Annotated in this window: 15 protein-coding genes, 1 tRNA gene and 1 pseudogene; 7 read left to right on the forward strand and 10 right to left on the reverse strand. The window is 63.9% G+C overall.

Annotated elements, in window-relative coordinates; translation table 11 throughout:
* Positions 1–234: 234 nt before the first annotated feature.
* A complete protein-coding gene (locus ACOKS3_RS18700) occupies positions 235–750 on the forward strand; it encodes a DUF4880 domain-containing protein (RefSeq protein ID WP_422763507.1) in 516 nt (171 codons plus the stop codon).
* Here ACOKS3_RS18700 and ACOKS3_RS18705 read toward each other — a convergent pair.
* On the reverse strand, positions 730–1,944 hold the full coding sequence (locus tag ACOKS3_RS18705; protein ID WP_422763506.1) for an MFS transporter: 1,215 nt from the start codon (positions 1,942–1,944) through the stop codon (positions 730–732). The genes ACOKS3_RS18700 and ACOKS3_RS18705 overlap by 21 nt on opposite strands.
* A 197-nt stretch (positions 1,945–2,141) precedes the next feature.
* Here ACOKS3_RS18705 and ACOKS3_RS18710 point away from each other — a divergent pair, with 197 nt between their 5' ends.
* Positions 2,142–3,290, forward strand: coding sequence for a M14 family metallopeptidase (locus ACOKS3_RS18710; RefSeq protein ID WP_422763505.1), 1,149 nt, complete (start codon positions 2,142–2,144; stop codon positions 3,288–3,290).
* A 121-nt stretch (positions 3,291–3,411) separates the two neighbouring features.
* Here ACOKS3_RS18710 and ACOKS3_RS18715 read toward each other — a convergent pair whose 3' ends face one another.
* The 7 genes from ACOKS3_RS18715 to ACOKS3_RS18745 form a co-directional block, all read right to left on the reverse strand.
* On the reverse strand, positions 3,412–4,377 hold the full coding sequence (locus ACOKS3_RS18715) for a Csu type fimbrial protein (RefSeq protein ID WP_103448119.1): 966 nt from the start codon (positions 4,375–4,377) through the stop codon (positions 3,412–3,414).
* Entirely contained in the window at positions 4,368–6,665 is a 2,298-nt protein-coding gene (locus tag ACOKS3_RS18720; protein WP_422763563.1) for a fimbria/pilus outer membrane usher protein, read from the reverse strand. The genes ACOKS3_RS18715 and ACOKS3_RS18720 overlap by 10 nt, the downstream gene beginning before the upstream one ends.
* A gap of 108 nt (positions 6,666–6,773) precedes the next feature.
* Entirely contained in the window at positions 6,774–7,550 is a 777-nt protein-coding gene (locus ACOKS3_RS18725) for a fimbrial biogenesis chaperone (protein WP_103448121.1), read from the reverse strand.
* A gap of 40 nt (positions 7,551–7,590) precedes the next feature.
* Positions 7,591–8,094: a Csu type fimbrial protein gene (locus ACOKS3_RS18730; protein ID WP_103448122.1), complete on the reverse strand. Its 504-nt coding sequence runs from the start codon at positions 8,092–8,094 to the stop codon at positions 7,591–7,593.
* Positions 8,095–8,109: 15 nt separating this feature from the next.
* On the reverse strand, positions 8,110–8,643 hold the full coding sequence (locus tag ACOKS3_RS18735) for a Csu type fimbrial protein (RefSeq protein WP_103448123.1): 534 nt from the start codon (positions 8,641–8,643) through the stop codon (positions 8,110–8,112).
* Positions 8,644–8,662: 19 nt separating this feature from the next.
* Positions 8,663–9,199 carry a Csu type fimbrial protein gene (locus ACOKS3_RS18740; RefSeq protein WP_103448124.1) on the reverse strand — a complete coding sequence of 179 codons (537 nt, stop codon included), beginning with the start codon at positions 9,197–9,199 and terminating at the stop codon, positions 8,663–8,665.
* Between the two features lie 30 nt (positions 9,200–9,229).
* The gene (locus ACOKS3_RS18745; protein ID WP_103448125.1) at positions 9,230–9,757 is read right to left on the reverse strand and encodes a Csu type fimbrial protein; all 528 of its coding nucleotides are present in this window, start codon (positions 9,755–9,757) and stop codon (positions 9,230–9,232) included.
* A gap of 195 nt (positions 9,758–9,952) precedes the next feature.
* Between ACOKS3_RS18745 and ACOKS3_RS18750 the strand changes: the two genes are divergently transcribed.
* The 3 genes from ACOKS3_RS18750 to ACOKS3_RS18760 are packed head-to-tail and all read left to right on the forward strand — an operon-like array spanning position 9,953 to position 15,101.
* On the forward strand, positions 9,953–12,223 hold the full coding sequence (locus ACOKS3_RS18750; RefSeq protein ID WP_103448126.1) for an ATP-binding protein: 2,271 nt from the start codon (positions 9,953–9,955) through the stop codon (positions 12,221–12,223).
* A 15-nt stretch (positions 12,224–12,238) separates the two neighbouring features.
* The gene (locus ACOKS3_RS18755) at positions 12,239–12,700 is read left to right on the forward strand and encodes a response regulator (protein ID WP_103448127.1); all 462 of its coding nucleotides are present in this window, start codon (positions 12,239–12,241) and stop codon (positions 12,698–12,700) included.
* Between the two features lie 13 nt (positions 12,701–12,713).
* Entirely contained in the window at positions 12,714–15,101 is a 2,388-nt protein-coding gene (locus tag ACOKS3_RS18760; protein ID WP_422763504.1) for a response regulator, read from the forward strand.
* Positions 15,102–15,253: 152 nt separating this feature from the next.
* On the opposite strand, the gene ACOKS3_RS18765 is transcribed toward ACOKS3_RS18760, so the two are convergent.
* Positions 15,254–15,328, reverse strand: a tRNA-Gln gene (locus ACOKS3_RS18765).
* A 270-nt stretch (positions 15,329–15,598) separates the two neighbouring features.
* Here ACOKS3_RS18765 and ACOKS3_RS18770 point away from each other — a divergent pair.
* A complete protein-coding gene (locus ACOKS3_RS18770) occupies positions 15,599–15,841 on the forward strand; it encodes a hypothetical protein (RefSeq protein ID WP_027593905.1) in 243 nt (80 codons plus the stop codon).
* Positions 15,842–15,947: 106 nt separating this feature from the next.
* Positions 15,948–17,036: a cell division protein ZapE gene (gene zapE / locus ACOKS3_RS18775; RefSeq protein WP_422763503.1), complete on the forward strand. Its 1,089-nt coding sequence runs from the start codon at positions 15,948–15,950 to the stop codon at positions 17,034–17,036.
* Between the two features lie 114 nt (positions 17,037–17,150).
* Here zapE and ACOKS3_RS18780 read toward each other — a convergent pair.
* Positions 17,151–18,344: pseudogene (locus ACOKS3_RS18780) on the reverse strand (AMP-binding protein); the annotation flags it as partial.
* Between the last annotated feature and the right edge of the window lie 3 nt (positions 18,345–18,347).

Below are 18,347 nucleotides of genomic sequence, written 5' to 3' on the forward strand. Positions count from 1 at the left end.
TCCTCATCAGGCTAATCACGGTTTTTGACCCGGCTTTTTGCCGGGTCATTTTTTTTGGCTCTTCAGGCTAATGAAGATCGTTGATGGCGGGCATGATAGCAAAAGTGTTTCAGAGCGTGAATGCTCATTACAAATCTTTGCGGAACCAGCACTTGAGAATCAATCTCGTTTTGACTACGCTGTTTCTGCATCAAGGACGATGCCCCCACCCCTACCCCGAGCAAGGAGCTGTCCATGAGCCGTCTGCTGCTGCCCCTTGAGCACCCCACGCCTTCCAGCGAGCATGCTGCCGAGACTGCGCTGCTGTTCGCATTCAAACGCCTGCCCCGGCGCGTGCAGCAAGTGTTCCTGCTCAACCGCCTCGATCAGCTGGACTTTGCCAGCATTGCCAAGCGCCTCGACCTCCCGATGCTCAGCATCGAACGCAACATGAACCAGGCCCTGCAAGTGGCGCAACCACGCGGGGATGCGTTGGCCAGTGTGGCCGGGCAATGGTATGTGCGGTTGCAGAGCCCAGACGTGACATCGTGCGAGCGCATCGATTTTCGCCGCTGGCTGGATGCGGCACCTGCGCACCTGCAAGCGTTTCATGACACCGAACTGCGCTGGCGCAGCCTGCTCGCCCCGGCGCGGGAGCTTGGGCAGGATGGCTGGTATCAGCAAGGGCGTGCAGCGATTTCGGTGGGTGGGTGTTCGGTGGCGGTTGGTTTGGGCTTGGCTGCCCTACTGTTATTCGGGTATTGGGCCTGAGTCACAAACCAGCTGGCGCCGCTCCAAACCTTTCAGATAGATAAGCAAGTACCCGCCCGCAAGGCTGCAGGCGATAAAGCCCAGCGCCAGGCTCATCGGCAAGCTGCTCCTCATAGATGCCACCAGCATGCTGGCGCCCCCACCGAATGCAAACAGCATCGTATTGTTGAGCGAGGCCGCAGCACCTGCACGCTCCGGGTGCAACCCCAGCGCATGGCTCGTTGCAGCTGGCCGCACAATGGTTATACCGATGGTACAGAGCACCAATGGAAGCAGAAGGCTGAAAACCCCAAGCTCATGCAGGGTGACAACCAGGCAAAGAGCAAGCCCAGCCAGACCGATGAGTGCGAATCCCCAACCTACCTGCGCATGCATCGCGATGCGGCCGTTCAGCCCGCTGGCAATGAAGCCGCCAATCAGGTAGGCCAGCCCATATCCGAGAAAGACCATGGAGAAGGCGAACTCCGCCAGGCCAAGTTGCTCGATGAGTAGCAATGGGGAGACGACCACAAATGAAAAATGGCAGGCGAATGCCATGCACGAAAATAGCGAGCTTACGAGAAACGCGCGATCCTCGAGCAAAACCTGATAACTCCTCAATACGCCTGCACCGCCAGGTGATATCGGCTTCTCATGCAGTAACTTCAAGGCAAGCACCAGCACGACAACGGCTAGCACCACAAAGACCTGAAAGCTGCCTTCCCACCCGAAATACTGCTGGAGCACGCTGCCTGCAAGCGGCGACAAAGAAATAAACAAGCCACTTGCGCTGGTCATCAAAATACGCATCGCATTGCGCTGATGGCCACTGAACTTATCCTGCACTAGCGCCTGGCTAAGTACGAAGCACCCGCATCCCACCGCCTGTAGTAAACGAAAAGCCATGAAGCCTTCGTAACTGGATGTGAGGATGCACCCCACCGCACCTGCAACGGAAACCACCAGACCAGCAATCAGTAGTCGCTTTCGCCCCACCCGGTCAGAAAGCGGGCCGATGATGGTTTGAGAAATGGCCACACCGATAGCGAACAGGCTGATCGAATACGCAATGTATCCTGCATCGACACCAAAGTGCTGGGCCAACAAAGGGACAGAGGGCAAAATGACATCTAGCGGGAATACACCCAGAAGAGTGATGAGGAGGAGCAATAAAGCATAATCCCTAGTGGACTGCGAAGCGCCTCGCCTATTCATATAGCCAACCCTCAGTTTCAAATGGAGTAACTAGGATGTATTCGAGCAAGATGCACAAGGCAAAATACAGAGCGAATATCCCTAAATATCTGTAGGAAACTTCTACCACCCTAGTTTCGTGAGCCTAATACTCACCCCCACACGTCCCTCTCAAGCGGTGTACAGTACCCCCACAACAAATCCCAAGGAGCCCGCCCATGACCGTGACGCTGTCCCCCCTGCAAATCGACTGCGATTTCGATTCCGGCAACATCCAGGTGCTGGATGCCAGCAACCCGGCCCAGGTGCGCCTGGCCATCCGCCCGGACACGAACAGCGGCCACTTCCAGTGGTTCCACTTCAAGGTCAGCGGCCTCACCCCGGGTCAGTTCCATCGCTTCAGCCTGGACAACGCCAGCGAGTCTTCCTACAAGAACGCCTGGAGCGGCTACAACGCCGTGGCCTCCTACGACCAGCAGACCTGGTTCCGCGTGCCGAGCCAGTTCGATGGCAAGGCGCTGTCGTTCGAGCTAAAGGCCGAGCAGGAGCAGGTCTGGTTCGCCTACTTCGAGCCCTACCTGCGTGCCCGCCACAACCAGCTGATCGAACGTGCCCAGCAGATCTCTGGCGTCGAGCTGCTGGCCCGCGGCCGCAGCGTGCAAGGCCGGGATATCCCGCTGCTGCGCGCAGGCGATGGTGCGGCGGGCAAGCGCAAGCTGTGGCTGATTGCCCAGCAGCACCCGGGCGAGCACATGGCCGAGTGGTTCATGGAAGGGGTGATCGACCGGCTGCAAGCCAATGACCCAACCGTTCAGAAACTGCTGGAAAAGGCCGACCTGTACCTGATCCCGAACATGAACCCGGACGGCGCCTTCCTCGGCCACCTGCGCACCAATTTCAAGGGCAAGGACCTGAACCGGGCGTGGCAGGATGCCAGTGTCGAGTTCAGCCCCGAGGTGTTCTTCGCCCAGGCGCAGATGAAGCAGTACGGCGTGGATGCGTTCATCGATGTGCATGGGGACGAGGAAATCCCCCATGTGTTCACGGCGGCCTGTGAGGGCAACCCAGGGTACACGCCGCGGCTGGCCAAGCTGGAAGAGCAGTTCCGCACGACCTTGTGCAGCGTGACCCAGGACTTCCAGACGGTGCATGGCTATACCCGGGACGAGCCGGGCCAGGCGAATACCACGCTGGCGTGCAATGCGGTGGGGATGGCCTATGACTGCCTGTCGCTGACCCTGGAGATGCCGTTCAAGGACCATGACGATGCGCCGGAGCCGGTGGCCCAGTGGTCAGGGGCGCGGTCCAAGGCGTTGGCCGGGGCGGTGCTGGAGACCTTGCTGAAGATGGTCGACGACCTGCGCTGAGCAGGTTCGGCCTCTTCGCGGGGCAAGCCCGCTCCTACAGGGACCGCGCAGCGCTTGAGGGCGACGCGGCTCGTGCAGGAGCGGGCTTGTCCCGCGAAGAGGCCAGCACAGGACTGCCCCCTCAGAACTGCACATCAAGAATCACATTGTCGAGGTAACTCGCCGCTGGCGGTGTCGCCTGGTCGGTATAGACCTTGGCGTTGTAGTTGAACACCTGGCTCCCCGTCCCGGTCCCGTTTCCGGGGTTCACGTCGGCATCGCTGCTGGAGCGCCTGGCCGTGGTCAGCGAGCCCCAGCGCACGGTACCGGCGCTCTTGAAGATGTCATAGGCCAGGTAGTTGCCGGCCGTGGACTTCATCCGCCGCCGCCCGCCCGACACATTCTCCCCATCGTTCAAGCCCACTGTGTAGGCACTCCCCTTGGTGCACGACAGACTCACGCTTTGGCTCACGGTACCGAACCCCGCCACTACCGGCGCGCTGCCGAAGCTGATGTTGGGCGTGGTGATCTGGCAATCGTTGCTGACCGTCAGGCTTACGCTCAGGGTCTGGCTGCCCGAACCTATGTCGCGCCCCAGGCAGATGCTGCCAACGCCGATCCCCGAGCAGTAGTTCCAGCTCCAGGCGATGGTCAGGGTCTCCTGGTACAAACCTGCGGCGACGTTGCTGCCGACCTGGGTCCTCATGTACAGCGGCACGGACTTGGGTGTGGTGCCATTTAGCAACCCCAGCAGATCGAGGATGCCATTACGGGCGAAGTCAAAGGCAACGCCGCGGGTGATTGGATAGCTGGTGCTGTTGTCGGCGTACAGGGTGTACGGAATGACGTCGCCGGTAGGGCCGACCAGTCCACCAGTGGCGGGCGTGATGGTGGCGTAGAAGTGGTCGGTGGAGCTGAGCAGGCTCAGTAGCGACCCGGTGCACTGCAACCCGGCGTTGGTGCTTGACGCGCTCTGTACCGTGGTACGCACCAGGGTCGAGTTGACCGTGCCGAATCCCGCTGGCTGGGTTGCCACCGACGAGCACAGCGCCCAGGCCGATCCAGCCGGCAGCAGCAGCAGGCTGCACAACAGGCCTTTCATCTGCATACCAGCGGACCAATCAGCGGAATCGAGCCTGCCGATTCCGGCAGATCGAATTCGACCTGGCACTGCCCGCCCCCCTCCAACGCCACCTGCAGGCGGTTGTGCGGCGACAGGTTCTCCAGGTACACCAAGCCATCCCAACCGACCACCGCCTGGCTGCCGCTTTCCTGGTGGGTGACCGTACTGCCGAGCTTCAGCGGTTGCTGATGGCTATCGACCAACTCGATGCTCGCCGCCAGCACGCGCTTGAGCGGGAACTCCAGCAGGTAGCCGCTACCGCGGCGCACCGCCACCCGTTGCTCCACCTCGGCAGCCAACACATCAGGCGGCAGGTTCATCGGGTCGATCTCGTACTTGCCGCGGTAGTAGCCGCTGCTGTACGGCACCAGCAGGTGGCCGCTACGGTCGGTGCGGCCGATTTCCTGGTTTTCGTAACGCACCGGCACGTCGGCGTAGCCACTGGTGCTGACCACCACGAAGGCATCGTCGATGCGGTTGGCGGCGAATATCCCGGCGTCCATCCACACCAACGAGCCACTGGCGTCGGCCCAGCGGGTCATCTCGCCGCTGCTGCCGTACACCCCGGCCTGCAACTGCACCGATTGCAGGCGCCAGGTGACGTCGGCCTGGCGGTAGGCATCGCGGTCGCTGCCGCTGGCATAGCCGAGGTTGTAGCCGACGCCACCGCCCACCGGCACGGCGCGGCTGTAGTTGACCCGTTGCAGGCTTTCGCCATCTTTGCTGCGTTCGGTGCTCACCGCCAGGGTGCTGCCGAAGTCGAACGGAATCACCACCTGCGCCTGTACCGCCCAGCTGCTGTCGCCGACCTCGCGGTTGGCCGACAGGTACAGGCTGCTGTTGCCCCACAGCGGCTTGCTCCAGCTCAGGTTGATCAACCGGGTGCGCGTGTCGTCGCCAGCGCGCACATCGAAATAGCCGGCGCCGAGGCTGCCGTACTGGTCGAGGTTGACGCTCAGGGTCACCTGCTCGCTGCGCTGGCTCAGTTGCATATCGGGGAGGTCGACCCGGGTCAGGTCCGAGTACTCGCCGTACCGCTGCAGGCGCTGATAGCTGAAGCCGATGCGCTGGCTGTTGTACTGGTAGCCGAGGGCGACCTGGTGGCCCTGCTCCCCCTCGAACCGGCTCTGCGCCAAGGCCGCATTGAGCACGCCGAAAGTGCCCAGGCGCATGTTGCCGCCCAGGCCGCCGAGCAGCAGCGACTCGGCGGTTTCGACGTGGGTTTCCAGGGTAAAGCTGTCGCTGACGCCGTGGCGCAGGCTGGCCGAGGCGACGCCGGTTCCGTAACCAAAATCTTCCACGGCATAGTCACGGCGCAGGCTGCCGGCAGCCACCGAGAAGTCCGACAGGCCTTTTTGCAACAGGCTGCTGGTGACATAGAACGGCAAGGTAGTGGACACCTGCCGGCCCAGGGCATCGGTGGTTACCACCACTGCCTCGCCCGCGCCGTTGATGAACGGCACGTTGGTCAGGGTGTAGGGACCGGGCTGCAATTCGGTGGTGCTGGACTTGTAGCCATTGATGAACAGGTCCAGCGAGGTTGGCACTGCCGCTTCGCCGGCAAAGGCCGGCAAGGGATAGGTCACCAGGTCCGGACGCGCGCCAAAGTCACGAGACAATTGAATGCCTCCGACCCGCACCGAGCTGGTCCAGGGTAATGCCCCGGTGACGAAGTCGCCGGCCTCATAGGTCAGCAGGCGCTGCTCGTCGGTAAATCGCCAGGTGGTGTCGTAGCGCAGGAAGCCCTGGCGGTTGGCATCGCTCTGCGCACCGTTGAACGACTGGCGCCACTGGCCGGTGGTCGAGAACGTGCCCCAGCTGTCGAACAGGCGCAGTTCGTTCCAGGCGGCCAGGTAGGAACCGCCATCATCAGTGTCGTTGAGGTACAGGTCGTAGTTGAACAAGGCGCCGAAGCTGCTGCGCGCCTCGCTGGCCGGGTACAGGCCACGGTCACCGACCTGCTGGTCCGGCAGCCAGGCTGGTGGCACTTGCAGCAGCAAACGCTGGTTCTGGCTGTCGTAATCGGTGTGCAAGCCTGCCACAGCGTCCAGCGCCACTTCACCTTGCGGGTTGCCCGGCAGCTTGACACCCAGGCCACGCAGCACGTCGCTGTCCAGGAACAGGCGGCCGGCACGCTGCTGCACGGGCACCAGCTCAGCCCTGGGCATCTGGTTCACCAGCAGGTCGAGGTACAGCGTGGCGTCGGCGATGGCAGTGGTTTCGCTGGGCGGTGGTGGCAGGTCGTCGGCCAGCACCAGGCAGGGGCTGAACAAGGTCAGCCCCAGGCACCAGCGGCGCGAAGCCCGCGACAGCCATCTCACACACGGATTCCGACCATTGCCAGGTCCTCCATGGCCCCTGCCCTTCACTCAGCGGCGGGCTCATTGCCCTTGCCGGATCGCTTCGGCCGTTTCCTGACCGTTCACCCTCCCCTTGATCACGCTGCCAGCGTTCGGCGCAACCGGTGCCGGCCAGCGCATGCTGGCACCGGGCAGCACATAGCCAAGCAGGCCTTCGGCCAAGGGTTTACCCTGGCCACCGTGCTGCACCACCACATCGGTCAGGCGTGCATGTACCGGGCCGGTATTGCGCATCTCCACATAGGGCTTGCCTTGCACCATCACCGGGCGCCAGCTGAGCTGCGGCTTGCCGACACCGTCGGCATTGCGCTTGCCTTGCGGGTCGGCCTTGCCCCACAGCCCTTCGCCATAGACGAACAGCGGCACCGAATAGCGCATCTGCAGGCGGATCGCCGCCGTGGTGCCCTGACTGGCGGCATCGGTCGGCAATGGCGAAGGGATTTCATCGATGATGATGCGGTAGGCCTGCTCCTGGCCGACCGGCGAGCTGCCAGTGCGGGTCAGGCGGATCAGTTGCTTCTGCCCCGGGGGAATGGTGGCTACAGGCGGGCTGCCGATGATTTCGCGTTGGGCCTGGAACTGTTCCTGGTAGTCGCCTTGGCGCCAGGCGAACACCCGCACCTGCAGACTCGCCGGCGCCGTGCCACGGTTCTCCAGCCACAGCGCACCGGCCTTCTGGTCAGCCTCCAGCACCGGGTCGATCGGCCAGATCAGCACCGAGGTGGCTGCCCCCGCCGGCAGGCTCGCCAACAGCAACAAACCGATCACACCTTGCGCCCACTTCGCGCCTACCCCCATACCGCTCTCCTTGGTCTCTTTTTCTTGGGTGCTGGTGTGTTCACCAGGTCACCGATACTTGCACCACATCGGTGTAGGTCCCGGCCGGCAAGGTGCCGGGCAACTGGGTACGGCCATACACCGGCAACTTGATGGCCGTGGCGTCGGTGTAGCTCACCGCCACGCTCTGGCCAATGCCCAGGGCCTGGCTGTAAGCTGCGTCCTGGTACAACTGGTAGGCCAGCACCTGCGTGCCGCCCGTGCGTTTGAGGTTGCGCGTACCACTGGCGCTGTTCTGGCCACCGTCCAGGCTCATGTTCAGGGTCACCCCGGGGGTGCACTGGAAGGTCACCGTGGTACCGCCCAGCGAGGTACTGAGAATGCCGGTGGACAGCGCCGACTGGGTGCCGAAATCGAGCACGCCATAGCTGGTCACCCCACCCACCACCAGGCAACCGGCAACGATCTGCGCGCTCACCTGGAAAGTACTGCTGGTCGCCGCATCCAGAGGCGTGGCCAGCAACAGGCCGAGCCCCGTCAGGCAACCACCGAGCCAGGCGCGCATGGCGGCGAACCGGGCTCAGAACGACAGCTCGACCGCCACCGTGTCGGTGTACGTCCCTGCCGGCAGGCCGGCCTTGCCGCGCGCCTGGCCATACAGGTTGACGGTCTGCGCCACGCCGGTGCTGGTCGGCAAGGTGATGGTGCCGTCGATGGCCAGCAACGTAGTGCGCCCGGCATCGGTGTAGAAGTCGTAGGGCACGAAATTGCCGGCGCCGTCGGCCAGCGCACGCGTACCGCCAGTCGACTGGCCGTCATGGGACCCAGCACGCACGCGGATCGCCGGTACCGTGCCGGCCGAGCAGAGGATGCTCATGGCGCCACCGCCGCCACCCAGCACCTGGGCGTTGGCCGTGGTGAACAGGGCTTCCTGGGTGCCGAAGTTCAGGGCACCGAAGTTCAACCCTGAGGTGCCGCCAGCGCCATTGACCTGGCATGCCGAGGTCAGGGTCAAGGTCGAGGTGATGGTCCCGGTCACCGTGGCGGCCTGGGTGTGAGCTGCCATGGCCAGGCCGAGGCCGGCGAGCATGCAACGGGTGAAAGTCGTTCGCATCGGAGTCTCCTTGCGTCGTTTACCAGTCCAAAGTCACTCTCAGGGTGTCACGGTACAGCCCGGCCGGCAGCGCACGCGGTTGCGCCACCACCACACCGTAGATGGGAATAGGAACCTGCTCGGAACTGCTGATGGTGAAGGCTCGGGCCTGGCCGATGCCGTAGCGGTTATTGCCACCCGGGTCGACCGCCAGTTGGTAGGGGATCATTTCACGGCCGTTGCTGAGCCGGCGCACGCCATCGTCGCCATTCAGGCCGCCATTGATGCGCACATTGAACGCCCTGACCTCGGGCGTGCAGCTGATCTGCAAACTACCCTCGCCACTCGCCTCGTCGACCCGGCTGCGCAGCGGCGTGTCCCAGTTCGGGCCACGCTGGCCGAAATCCATCAGGCCAGGGTTGCCGAGGGTGGCAGGCGGCTGGTCGCCGCTGTTGATCTGGCAGGCGGCGCTTATCACCAGGCGCGCCTGGATGAAACCGGTGGTGGTGCCATGCACTGCGCCGCTGGGCAGCAGCAGCGGGCCAAGGCTGAGCAACAGGATCGATGTGCGGTTCATGGCGTGACGTCCTTGTGCATGGCGGCCTCGCTACCAGGTGACCGTGATTTTGAGCAGGTCGGCGTACTGCCCCGCGCGTGGCACCCAGGCCAGTTTGTCGATCCGGGCGTAAAGGGGCAGCACAACCGAACCGCTGTCCGGTACCCGTGCGGCATGGGCCACACCGACGACAACCGGCTCGCGCCAGGCAGCATCGCGGTACAGCCGATACGGGATCGGCCTGGCCTTGCCATCGTCGCTGCCAAGAAACCGCAGTTCGCCGACGCCGCCGTGCTGGCCGCCGTCGACCCGCACCTGGTAAGGCGTGTCGGGGTTACACTCGAGGCGCGGTGGGCGCTGGTTGATCAGCACACCACTCAATGGCCCGCCGGGCCCATCCAGGCGTGCGGCAGTGCCCAGGTCGATCACGCCCAGGGCCTGTGCATCCGCATCACGCTGTTGGTGGGTCAGCATGCAGCCACGCTCTACCAGGACCCGCACTTCCACGAGGAAGTCCGCCGCCCCGGCAATGCCGCTCAAAAACAGGCCCAACAGCACGGCCAGAAAGCGTTCCGTCACTGGGTGATCCTTGTTCTTCTACCGTACTTTTGAGCGTAGCAGCAGGTGGCCGAATCGTGATGGCGGGGTGCCATTCTTTTGTGTTAACGACAAAGCCCTAGCGAAACGGGCAGAAATTTCCCCGCCAAGTCGAACCCTTGGGCATCCTATGCCTCCAATGGCCATGGGCCGCTAACGCGGCACGCATGGACGAACATCACAGGAGCCTTTCCATTGACGACTGCAGACAACGCGCTCGCCGCCGCCGTGGAGCGTTGCGCCGAGGAGCCGATCCAGATACCCGGCGGCATCCGGCCGCACGGCTTTCTGCTGGTGCTGGATGAGCACGACCTGCGCATCCTCCAGGCCAGCGAGAACGTCGAGCAGTGGCTGGGCCTGCCAGCACGTGAGTTGGTGGGCTGCACCTTCGCCGACGTGGTCAGCGAAAGCTTCGACCTGCGCGCCAGGCTCGAACGGCTGCCCAACGACGAGGCCTTCCCGTTTCATATCGGTGATCTACGCTTGCGCCAAGGGGCACCCTGCACAGACACGCTGCGCCTGCTGACGCACCGCCACGACCAGGTGCTGTTCGCCGAGTTCGAGCCCTTCCGCCAGCCTGCAGACCTGGCCGACCAGGGCGACTATTACCCGCTGGTGCGGGGATTCGTCAGCAGCCTGCACAATGCCGACAGCCTCGAAGAGTTGCTTCAGCAGTGCGTGGTGCAGGTCAAGCGCATCACCGGCTTCGGCCGGGTCAAGGCCTACCGCTTCGACGCCGAGGGCAATGGCGAAGTGCTCGCCGAGCAGGCCGACGTCGGTTACCCGAGCTACCTCGGCCTGCGCTTTCCCGCTGCGGACATCCCGCGCCAGGCCCGCGACTTGTACCGCGTCAACCGCATCCGCGTGATCGAAGATGCCAACTATCAGGCTTCACCCCTAGTGCCCGCCATCAACCCGCGCACCGGCAAGCCCCTGGACATGAGTTTCGCCGCCCTGCGCAGCGTGTCACCGGTGCACCTGCAGTACATGCGCAACATGGGCACCCTGGCGTCGATGTCGCTGTCGATCGTGGTCGATGGCCAGCTCTGGGGCCTGATCTCCTGCCACCACGCCCAGCCGCGCGTGGTCGAGTTCCGCACCCGCACCGCCTGCGAACTGCTGGCCAGCGTGCTGTCGCTGCAGATCGAGACCCGCCTGTCGCACGCCAGGACCCGCCAGTTGCTCGACCTGCGCCAGCACATCGTGCGCATGATCTCGTCGATGGCCGACCACGACAGCGTCAGCGAGGGCCTGCGCGACTTGCCCGAGGTGCTGCTGGCGTTCGCCGGGGCCAGTGGCGCGGCGGTCATCTCTGCCGAGCGCTGCGACCTGATCGGCCAGACCCCGCCTGCGGCGCAAGTCACGGGCCTGGTGCACTGGCTGGAGCAACGCGGCGAGGAGGCAGTGTTCCACAGCGACAACCTGCGCCGAGACATCGATGAGCTGCCAGAGCTGGCTGCCCATGCCGGCGGCGTGCTGGCAGTGGCCATCTCGCAGATTCACTCGCACTACCTGTTGTGGTTCCGCCCCGAGCAGGTGCGCACGGTCGACTGGGCCGGGCGCCCCGACAAACAGATCGGCGCCCAGGGTGCGCTCAACCCGCGAAACAGCTTCGATCGCTGGCAGGAACAGATCAGCGGCTACTGCCAACCCTGGGACTCGCTGGTGATCGAAGCCGTGCTCGAACTGCGCACGGCAGTGCTGGGGATCGTGCTGCGCAAGGCCGAGGAGCTGGCGCAGCTGGCCAACGAGCTGCGCCGCTCGAACAAGGAACTCGAAGCCTTCTCCTACAGCGTGTCCCACGACCTGCGCGCCCCGTTGCGCCATATCGCCGGCTACACCGAGCTGCTCGGTGAAATCGAGGGCCAGGGCCTTAGCGAACGCGGCAAGCGCTTCCTGCAGCACATCGATGAAGCCGCGCACTTCGCCGGCAGCCTGGTCGACAACCTGCTCAATTTCTCGCAGATGGGCCGCTCGGCGTTGCGCCTGTCGGATGTCGACCTGAACACATTGGTCGACAGCATTCGCCAAGAACTGGCCCCCGATTATGAAGGCCGCGACATCGTCTGGGACATCGCGCCACTGCCCAAGGTGATCGCCGACCCGGCGTTCATCAACATGGCCTTGCACAACCTGATCGCCAACGCTATCAAATACACCCGTGGCCGTGAACCCGCCCACATCGCGATCCGCGCCCGCCAGCACCGGGGTGAGACCGAAGTGTATATCCGTGACAATGGTGTAGGCTTCGACATGGCCTACGCCAACAAGCTGTTCGGGGTATTCCAGCGCCTGCACCGCATGGAAGACTTCGAAGGCACCGGCATCGGCCTGGCCAGCGTGCGGCGGATCATCGAGCGCCATGATGGGCGAGTCTGGGCCGAAGGCCAGGTCGACCAGGGCGCCAGCTTCCACTTCACCCTGCCCCGTCAACCCGCAACCAACTGAGGTACCCGTATCACCATGCTCAAGCCCATCCTGCTGGTCGAAGATAACCCCCGGGACCTGGAGCTGACGCTGCTGGCGCTGGAGCGCAGCCAGCTGGCCAACGAGGTCATCGTCCTGCGCGACGGCGCTGAAGCCCTCGACTACCTGCTGCGGCGCAATACTTACGCCAATCGCGACGATGGCAACCCGGCGGTGCTGTTGCTGGACCTGAAACTGCCCAAGGTCGATGGCCTGGAAGTGCTCAAGGAAGTCCGCGCCACTGCGGAGCTGCGCAGCATCCCGACGGTGATGCTGACCTCTTCCCGCGAAGAGCCCGACCTGCTGCGCGCCTATGAGCTGGGGGTCAATGCCTACGTGGTCAAGCCCGTGGAGTTCAAGGAGTTCGTCGCGGCGATTTCCGACCTGGGGGTATTCTGGGCAGTACTCAACGAGCCACCTCCCGGCTCGCTGCGCCTTAACCGTCGCGCCAGCAACTGAGGCCCCCGCGAAGATGTTGCCGACACCGCTCAAATTGTTGATGGTCGAAGACAGCTCGATGGATGCCGAGCTGACCCTGATGCGCCTGGAGCGCAGCGGGTTGCAGGTGCAATCACGGCTGGTGTTCGACCATGTCGGCGTCGAGCACGCGCTGCACCAGGCCAGCTTCGACCTGATTCTTTGCGACTGCGTGCTGCCGGGTTCTTCCGGCACCGAGGTGCTGGCCATTGCCCAGCGCCTGGCGCCCGACACGCCATTCATCTTTCTTTCGGGCATCTACGGTGAAGAACATGCGGTGGAAATGGTCCGCCTGGGCGCCACCGATTATGTGTTGAAGAAAAACCTGCCGCTGCTGCCCAAGGCCGTGCGCCGCGCCCTAACCGAAGTGCAGGAGCGCCAGCGCCGGCGCCGCGCGGAAGAAGCCCTGGCCGATGTCGAGGCCCGCGCGCGCATCGCCATCGATGCCGCCGGCATGGGCACCTGGGACTTCCGGCCGCAACAGGGCCAGTTGGTCTGGGACGACCGTTGCAAGACCCTGTTCGGCTTGCCGGTCGAGACCGAGATGAGCCTGCAGGTGTTCTATGCCGGCATCTACCCCGACGACCAGGCCAAGGTCCGCGAAGCCGTCGAGCAGGCCATGCGCCCGGACAGCGACGGGCTGTACCGGGTCGAGTTCCGCATTGCCCAACCCAACGGCCTGGAGCCGCGCTGGCTGCTCAGCAGCGGCCAGTGCCAGTTCGTCGACGGCCAGTGCACGCGGTTTTCCGGGGTACTGCAGGACATCCATACCCAGCGCCAGGCGACCCAGGCGCTCAGGCAGCTCAACGAAATGCTCGGCGAACGGGTCGAGCGCCGCACCCGTGAGCGGGACCGTGCCTGGGAGCTGTCCCAGGACTTGCTCGCGGTGCTCAACAAGGACCTGACCCCGGTGGCCCTCAACCCGGCCTGGGAAGCCAGCCTGGGCTTCTCCCGCGAGCGCCTGAGCCAGACCTCGCTGCTGCACCTGCTGCCCGAAGTGGATCAGGAGGCGTTGCTCACCGAGCTGGCGGCCCTCGCCCATGGCCGTACCAGCGCCCGCTTCGTCGGCCGCATCCAGCATGCCGGTGGTCAGTTGCGCTGGTTGTCCTGGGTGGTGGTGCCGGAAGACACCTTGCTCTACGTGGTGGCACGGGACATCACTAGCGAGCGCGAAACGGCCCTGGGCCTGGCCGAGGCCAACACCCGCCTGCGCGAACAGATCACCGAGCGCGAACGCATCGAGGCGGCGCTGCAGCAGATGCAGCGGCTGGAGGCCGTCGGCCAGCTCACCGCCGGAGTCGCCCACGATTTCAACAACCTGCTCACGGTCATCCTCACCGGCGCCAGCTTCCTTGAACGCGACCTGGCCAAGGGTAACCTGGAGAAGGCCCGCAGCCGCCTGACGCATATCCGCGAAGCCGGTGAGCGCGGCGCCAAGCTGACCTCGCAATTGCTCGCCTTCTCCCGCCGCCAGCGCCTGGAGCCGGTGCCACTGAACCTGAACCGCACCCTCACCGGCCTGGAAGAACTGTTGCGCCGCACCCTCGGCGGCAACATCCTGGTGCGCCTGGACCTGGACCACGGCCTGTGGCAGGCGCTGACCGATCCGACCCAGACCGAGATGATCATCCTCAACCTGGCCATCAACGCCCGCGACGCCATGCCCGAAGGCGGCCAGTTGACCCTGTCGACCCGCAACACCCGCATCAAGGCCCGGCCGCAACGCCCGGAAGATCCCGAGCCCGGCGAGTACGTGATGCTGAGCATCCGTGACACCGGCTGCGGCATGAGCGATGAGGTGCTGGCCAAGGTATTCGAGCCGTTCTTCACCACCAAGGACATCGGCAAAGGCTCCGGCTTGGGCCTGGCCCAGGTGTTCGGCTTTGCCAAGCAATCCGGCGGCGGTGTGCGCATCGATACCGAGCCTGGCCATGGCACCCAGGTGGCGGTGTATCTGCCGGCGGTGAAGCAGGAGATGGCCATCGATCCTGTAGCGCCGACAGCCGCCCTGCCGAGCGATGACAGTGGCCATGACCACACGGTGCTGCTGGTGGATGACGATCACCTGGTACGCGACATGCTCGGCGACGTGCTGCGCCAGTATGGCTACCAGGTGCGCCAGGCACACAGCGGGGAGCAGGCGCTGGCCCTGCTGGACGACGACATCGACCTGCTGCTGACGGACTTTGCCATGCCCGAATTCAACGGCGGGCAACTGGCCCTGGCGGCGCGCGACCGCTACCCGCAGTTGCCGGTGGTGTTCCTGACCGGGTATGCGGAGCTGGAAGGGCTGGAAGTGCCAGGGAGCCTGGTGATGCAGAAGCCCGTGCAGGCAGATGAGCTGGCCAGGGTGCTGAATGAACTGCTGCGGGTGGCCGGATAGACCTACCCTTGCCCGCTCCACTCCTGTGGGAGCGGTTTTATCGGCGCGCCGAACCGCCGTGAATAGGCCGGTGCAGGAGACAGAAACGGCAAAACCCAGCGCCGATTGTCATCTGCACTGAATCAGGAATAGGTATTTATGAAGAGAGAAAATGGCAGGGGCGGCTGGATTCGAACCAACGCATGGCAGGATCAAAACCTGCTGCCTTACCGCTTGGCGACGCCCCTGTATCGGATGCAGCTGATGCTGCTCTGACAATTCCAACTGAGTGACAACTGGGTTGTTGTCTTGGAATGCGCGGCACTTTAACACATAGATTTTCCCTGTAAACCCCCAACGTGAAAAAAAATGCTTTAAAACAGCAAGTTAGTGGTTCCGAGCCGTTTTCATGGCCCATTAGGGCAACCACCCGTCGTTTTTCCACCGCCTCGCTTCAACACAATCGCATTCCTCCCTTCCAACCAGATAAGCGAACTGCATTGACCAAGGAGGACCCCATGCCCGTATCCCACGACCTCTACCAGGACCTGCACTATCCGCGCGAAATCGTTCAGCAGCGGCGCCAGCAGGACAAGGCCCTGGACCGCCTGCTCGACGAGTACATGGACATCGACAACCAGGTGCTGGCGGCCGAATCGATCTCGGCCGGCAACTTTGTCGACGAAGACCTGCGCCATCTGAAAGAACGCCGTTTGACCGTGAAGTACATGATCGAGCGCCAACTGGAGCGCAAGGCCTGAAAACATCGTGCCAGGCGATAGATGCCTGGCACTTTTTGTATTGGTCAAAACCGCTCGCCTCGGGCAAGCTGCGCGCAGCTCCGCATTTGCCCAAGGAGGCTTCGCCTTGTCCGCCTGGATCCCTGCCCCGCTGCGCCAGTTCAGCCAGCGCCTGCGCACTGTCGCACCTCAACAGAGCGAGCTGCTCAGCTGGTTCGAAGACAAGGCCGCCAGCCGCGGCTACCAGCTCAGCGATGGCCAACGCCGGGTCATCGACAGCATGGCCAGGCAACTTGCGCAGCTGCTGGAGGGAGGCCAACCTCGCAGCCTCTATCTGCATGGCTCAGTCGGCCGTGGCAAGAGCTGGCTGCTCGATGGCTTTTTCCAGGCCTTGCCGGTCGAGGCCAAAAGGCGCCTGCACTTCCACGATTTTTTTGCCCGCCTGCATCAGGGTATGCACCAGCACCGCCTGCTGGACGATGCATTGGGCGCCACCCTGGACCAGCTGCTGGGCGACTGCCAGGTGCTGTGTTTCGATGAATTCCACGTGCATGACATCGGCGATGCCATGCTGCTGACCCGGCTGTTCAATGCCCTGTTCGCCCGCGGCATCTTCCTGCTGGTGACCTCCAATTACGCACCTGAAGGGCTGCTGCCCAACCCGCTGTACCACGAGCGCTTCCTGCCGGTGATCCGCCTGATCAACAGCTCGATGGAAGTGCTCGAAGTCGGTGGCGATACGGATTTTCGCAGCCTGCCGGCCAACCGCCAGCACCAGCGCTTCACCCAAGGGCACTATGTGTGGCCGGGGGACGCGGCGCAGCGCCAGGCGCTGAAGGTGCCGGAGGAGCAACCGGTGATGCTGGAGGTGAACAAACGCCCACTGCGCGCCTTGGCCATCGATGGCCGGCGGGTGGTGCTGGCCTTTGACGACTTGTGCGAAAAGGCCACCGCAGTCATCGACTACCTGGTGCTGGCCGGCCAGTACGACGAGTGGATCATCGATGGGCTGGATGATCTGTCGGAGTGTTCGCTGGCGGCGCAGCAGCGCTTCGTCAACCTGGTGGATGTGCTGTATGACCAGGATCGGCAGGTGACCGTGATCGGCAAGCGGCCACTGGAAGAAAGCCTTGGCGGGCCGCTGGCTGACCTGATGCGGACACGGAGCCGATTAGGGCAACTGCATCAGGCTGGACCCGAAAGCTTTATTGCCTGACCCGGCCTCTTCGCGGGGCAAGCCCGCTCCTACAAGTACACCACCGTTCTCACGGCATGTGCTGTACCTGTAGGAGCGGGCTTGCCCCGCGAAGAGGCCAGAGAGGTCACCGCATCAGCCAGCCCGTGGCAAATCCGCCAGCACCGCCTCGATCTCCCCCAGCACCGCCGGGTCATCCAGGGTCGAAGGCGGCACATAAGCCTGCCCATCGGCAATCTTGCGCAGCACCGCCCGCAGGATTTTCCCCGACCGCGTCTTGGGCAAGCGCTTGACCAGCCGCACCCGGTTGAAACACGCCAGCGCGCCAATTTCCTCACGTACGCTGCCCACCAGCTCCACCAGCAACTGTGCCTCGGCAATGCCCTCGCCATCCTTGAGCACCACCAGCGCCAGCGGCACCTGGCCCTTGATCTCGTCATGCACACCGATCACCGCGCACTCGGCCACCGCCGGGTGGCGGGCGACCAGGTCTTCCATCTCACCCGTGGACAGCCGATGCCCGGAGACATTTATCACGTCGTCGGTGCGGCCCATGATGTAGACGAAGCCCTCTTCATCCAGGTAGCCGCCGTCCCCGGTGTGGTAGTAACCCGGGTAGGTCTGCAGATATGCCTGCAGGTAGCGATCATGGTCGCCCCACAGGGTCTGGCTGCACCCGGGCGGCAGCGGCAGGGCGATGACGATGGAGCCTTGCTGATCAGGGCCCAGCAAATGCCCTTCATCATCCAGCACGCGCACGTGATAACCCGGCACCGCGCGGTTACTCGATCCCGGCCGCGCCGCACTGCCCTCCAGCCCCACGCAAGGCGCGGTCACTGGCCAGCCGGTCTCAGTCTGCCACCAGTGGTCGTGCACCGGTTTGCCGGTGACCCGTTCCAGCCACTCATGGGTGCTGGAATCGAGCTTTTCCCCAGCCAGGAACAGTTGGCGCAGCGAGCTCAAGTCATGCTTGCGGATCAGTTCGCCCTCCGGGTCTTCCTTGCGGATCGCACGCATGGCGGTCGGTGCGCAGAACAAGGCATTGACCTGGTACTGCGCGACCACCCGCCAGTACGCCGAGGCATCCGGTGTGCGGATTGGCTTGCCCTCATAGAACACCGTGGTGCAGCCGTTCATCAGCGGCCCGTAGACGATCAGCGAATGGCCGACCACCCAGCCGACATCGGAAATGCCCCACCACACATCCCCGGCCTGCATGCCGTAGATATGACGCATCGCGTAGCACAGCGCGACCGCGTTGCCACCATTTTCGCGGACGATGCCCTTGGGTTTGCCGGTGGTGCCGGAGGTATACATGATGTTATGGGGCGT

It is taken from the genome of Pseudomonas sp. HS6-2 (assembly GCF_049325675.2).
In the GTDB taxonomy this organism is placed as follows: domain Bacteria; phylum Pseudomonadota; class Gammaproteobacteria; order Pseudomonadales; family Pseudomonadaceae; genus Aquipseudomonas; species Aquipseudomonas putida_N.

Bases quoted from the DNA above. Each gene is read 5' to 3' on its own strand.
- ACOKS3_RS18700 (WP_422763507.1), top strand. From the start codon at position 235: ATGAGCCGTCTGCTGCTGCCCCTTGAGCACCCCACGCCTTCCAGCGAG.
- ACOKS3_RS18705 (WP_422763506.1), bottom strand. From the start codon at position 1,944: ATGAATAGGCGAGGCGCTTCGCAGTCCACTAGGGATTATGCTTTATTG.
- ACOKS3_RS18710 (WP_422763505.1), top strand. From the start codon at position 2,142: ATGACCGTGACGCTGTCCCCCCTGCAAATCGACTGCGATTTCGATTCC.
- ACOKS3_RS18715 (WP_103448119.1), bottom strand. From the start codon at position 4,377: ATGCAGATGAAAGGCCTGTTGTGCAGCCTGCTGCTGCTGCCGGCTGGA.
- ACOKS3_RS18725 (WP_103448121.1), bottom strand. From the start codon at position 7,550: ATGGGGGTAGGCGCGAAGTGGGCGCAAGGTGTGATCGGTTTGTTGCTG.
- ACOKS3_RS18730 (WP_103448122.1), bottom strand. From the start codon at position 8,094: ATGCGCGCCTGGCTCGGTGGTTGCCTGACGGGGCTCGGCCTGTTGCTG.
- ACOKS3_RS18735 (WP_103448123.1), bottom strand. From the start codon at position 8,643: ATGCGAACGACTTTCACCCGTTGCATGCTCGCCGGCCTCGGCCTGGCC.
- ACOKS3_RS18740 (WP_103448124.1), bottom strand. From the start codon at position 9,199: ATGAACCGCACATCGATCCTGTTGCTCAGCCTTGGCCCGCTGCTGCTG.
- ACOKS3_RS18755 (WP_103448127.1), top strand. From the start codon at position 12,239: ATGCTCAAGCCCATCCTGCTGGTCGAAGATAACCCCCGGGACCTGGAG.
- ACOKS3_RS18760 (WP_422763504.1), top strand. From the start codon at position 12,714: ATGTTGCCGACACCGCTCAAATTGTTGATGGTCGAAGACAGCTCGATG.
- ACOKS3_RS18770 (WP_027593905.1), top strand. From the start codon at position 15,599: ATGCCCGTATCCCACGACCTCTACCAGGACCTGCACTATCCGCGCGAA.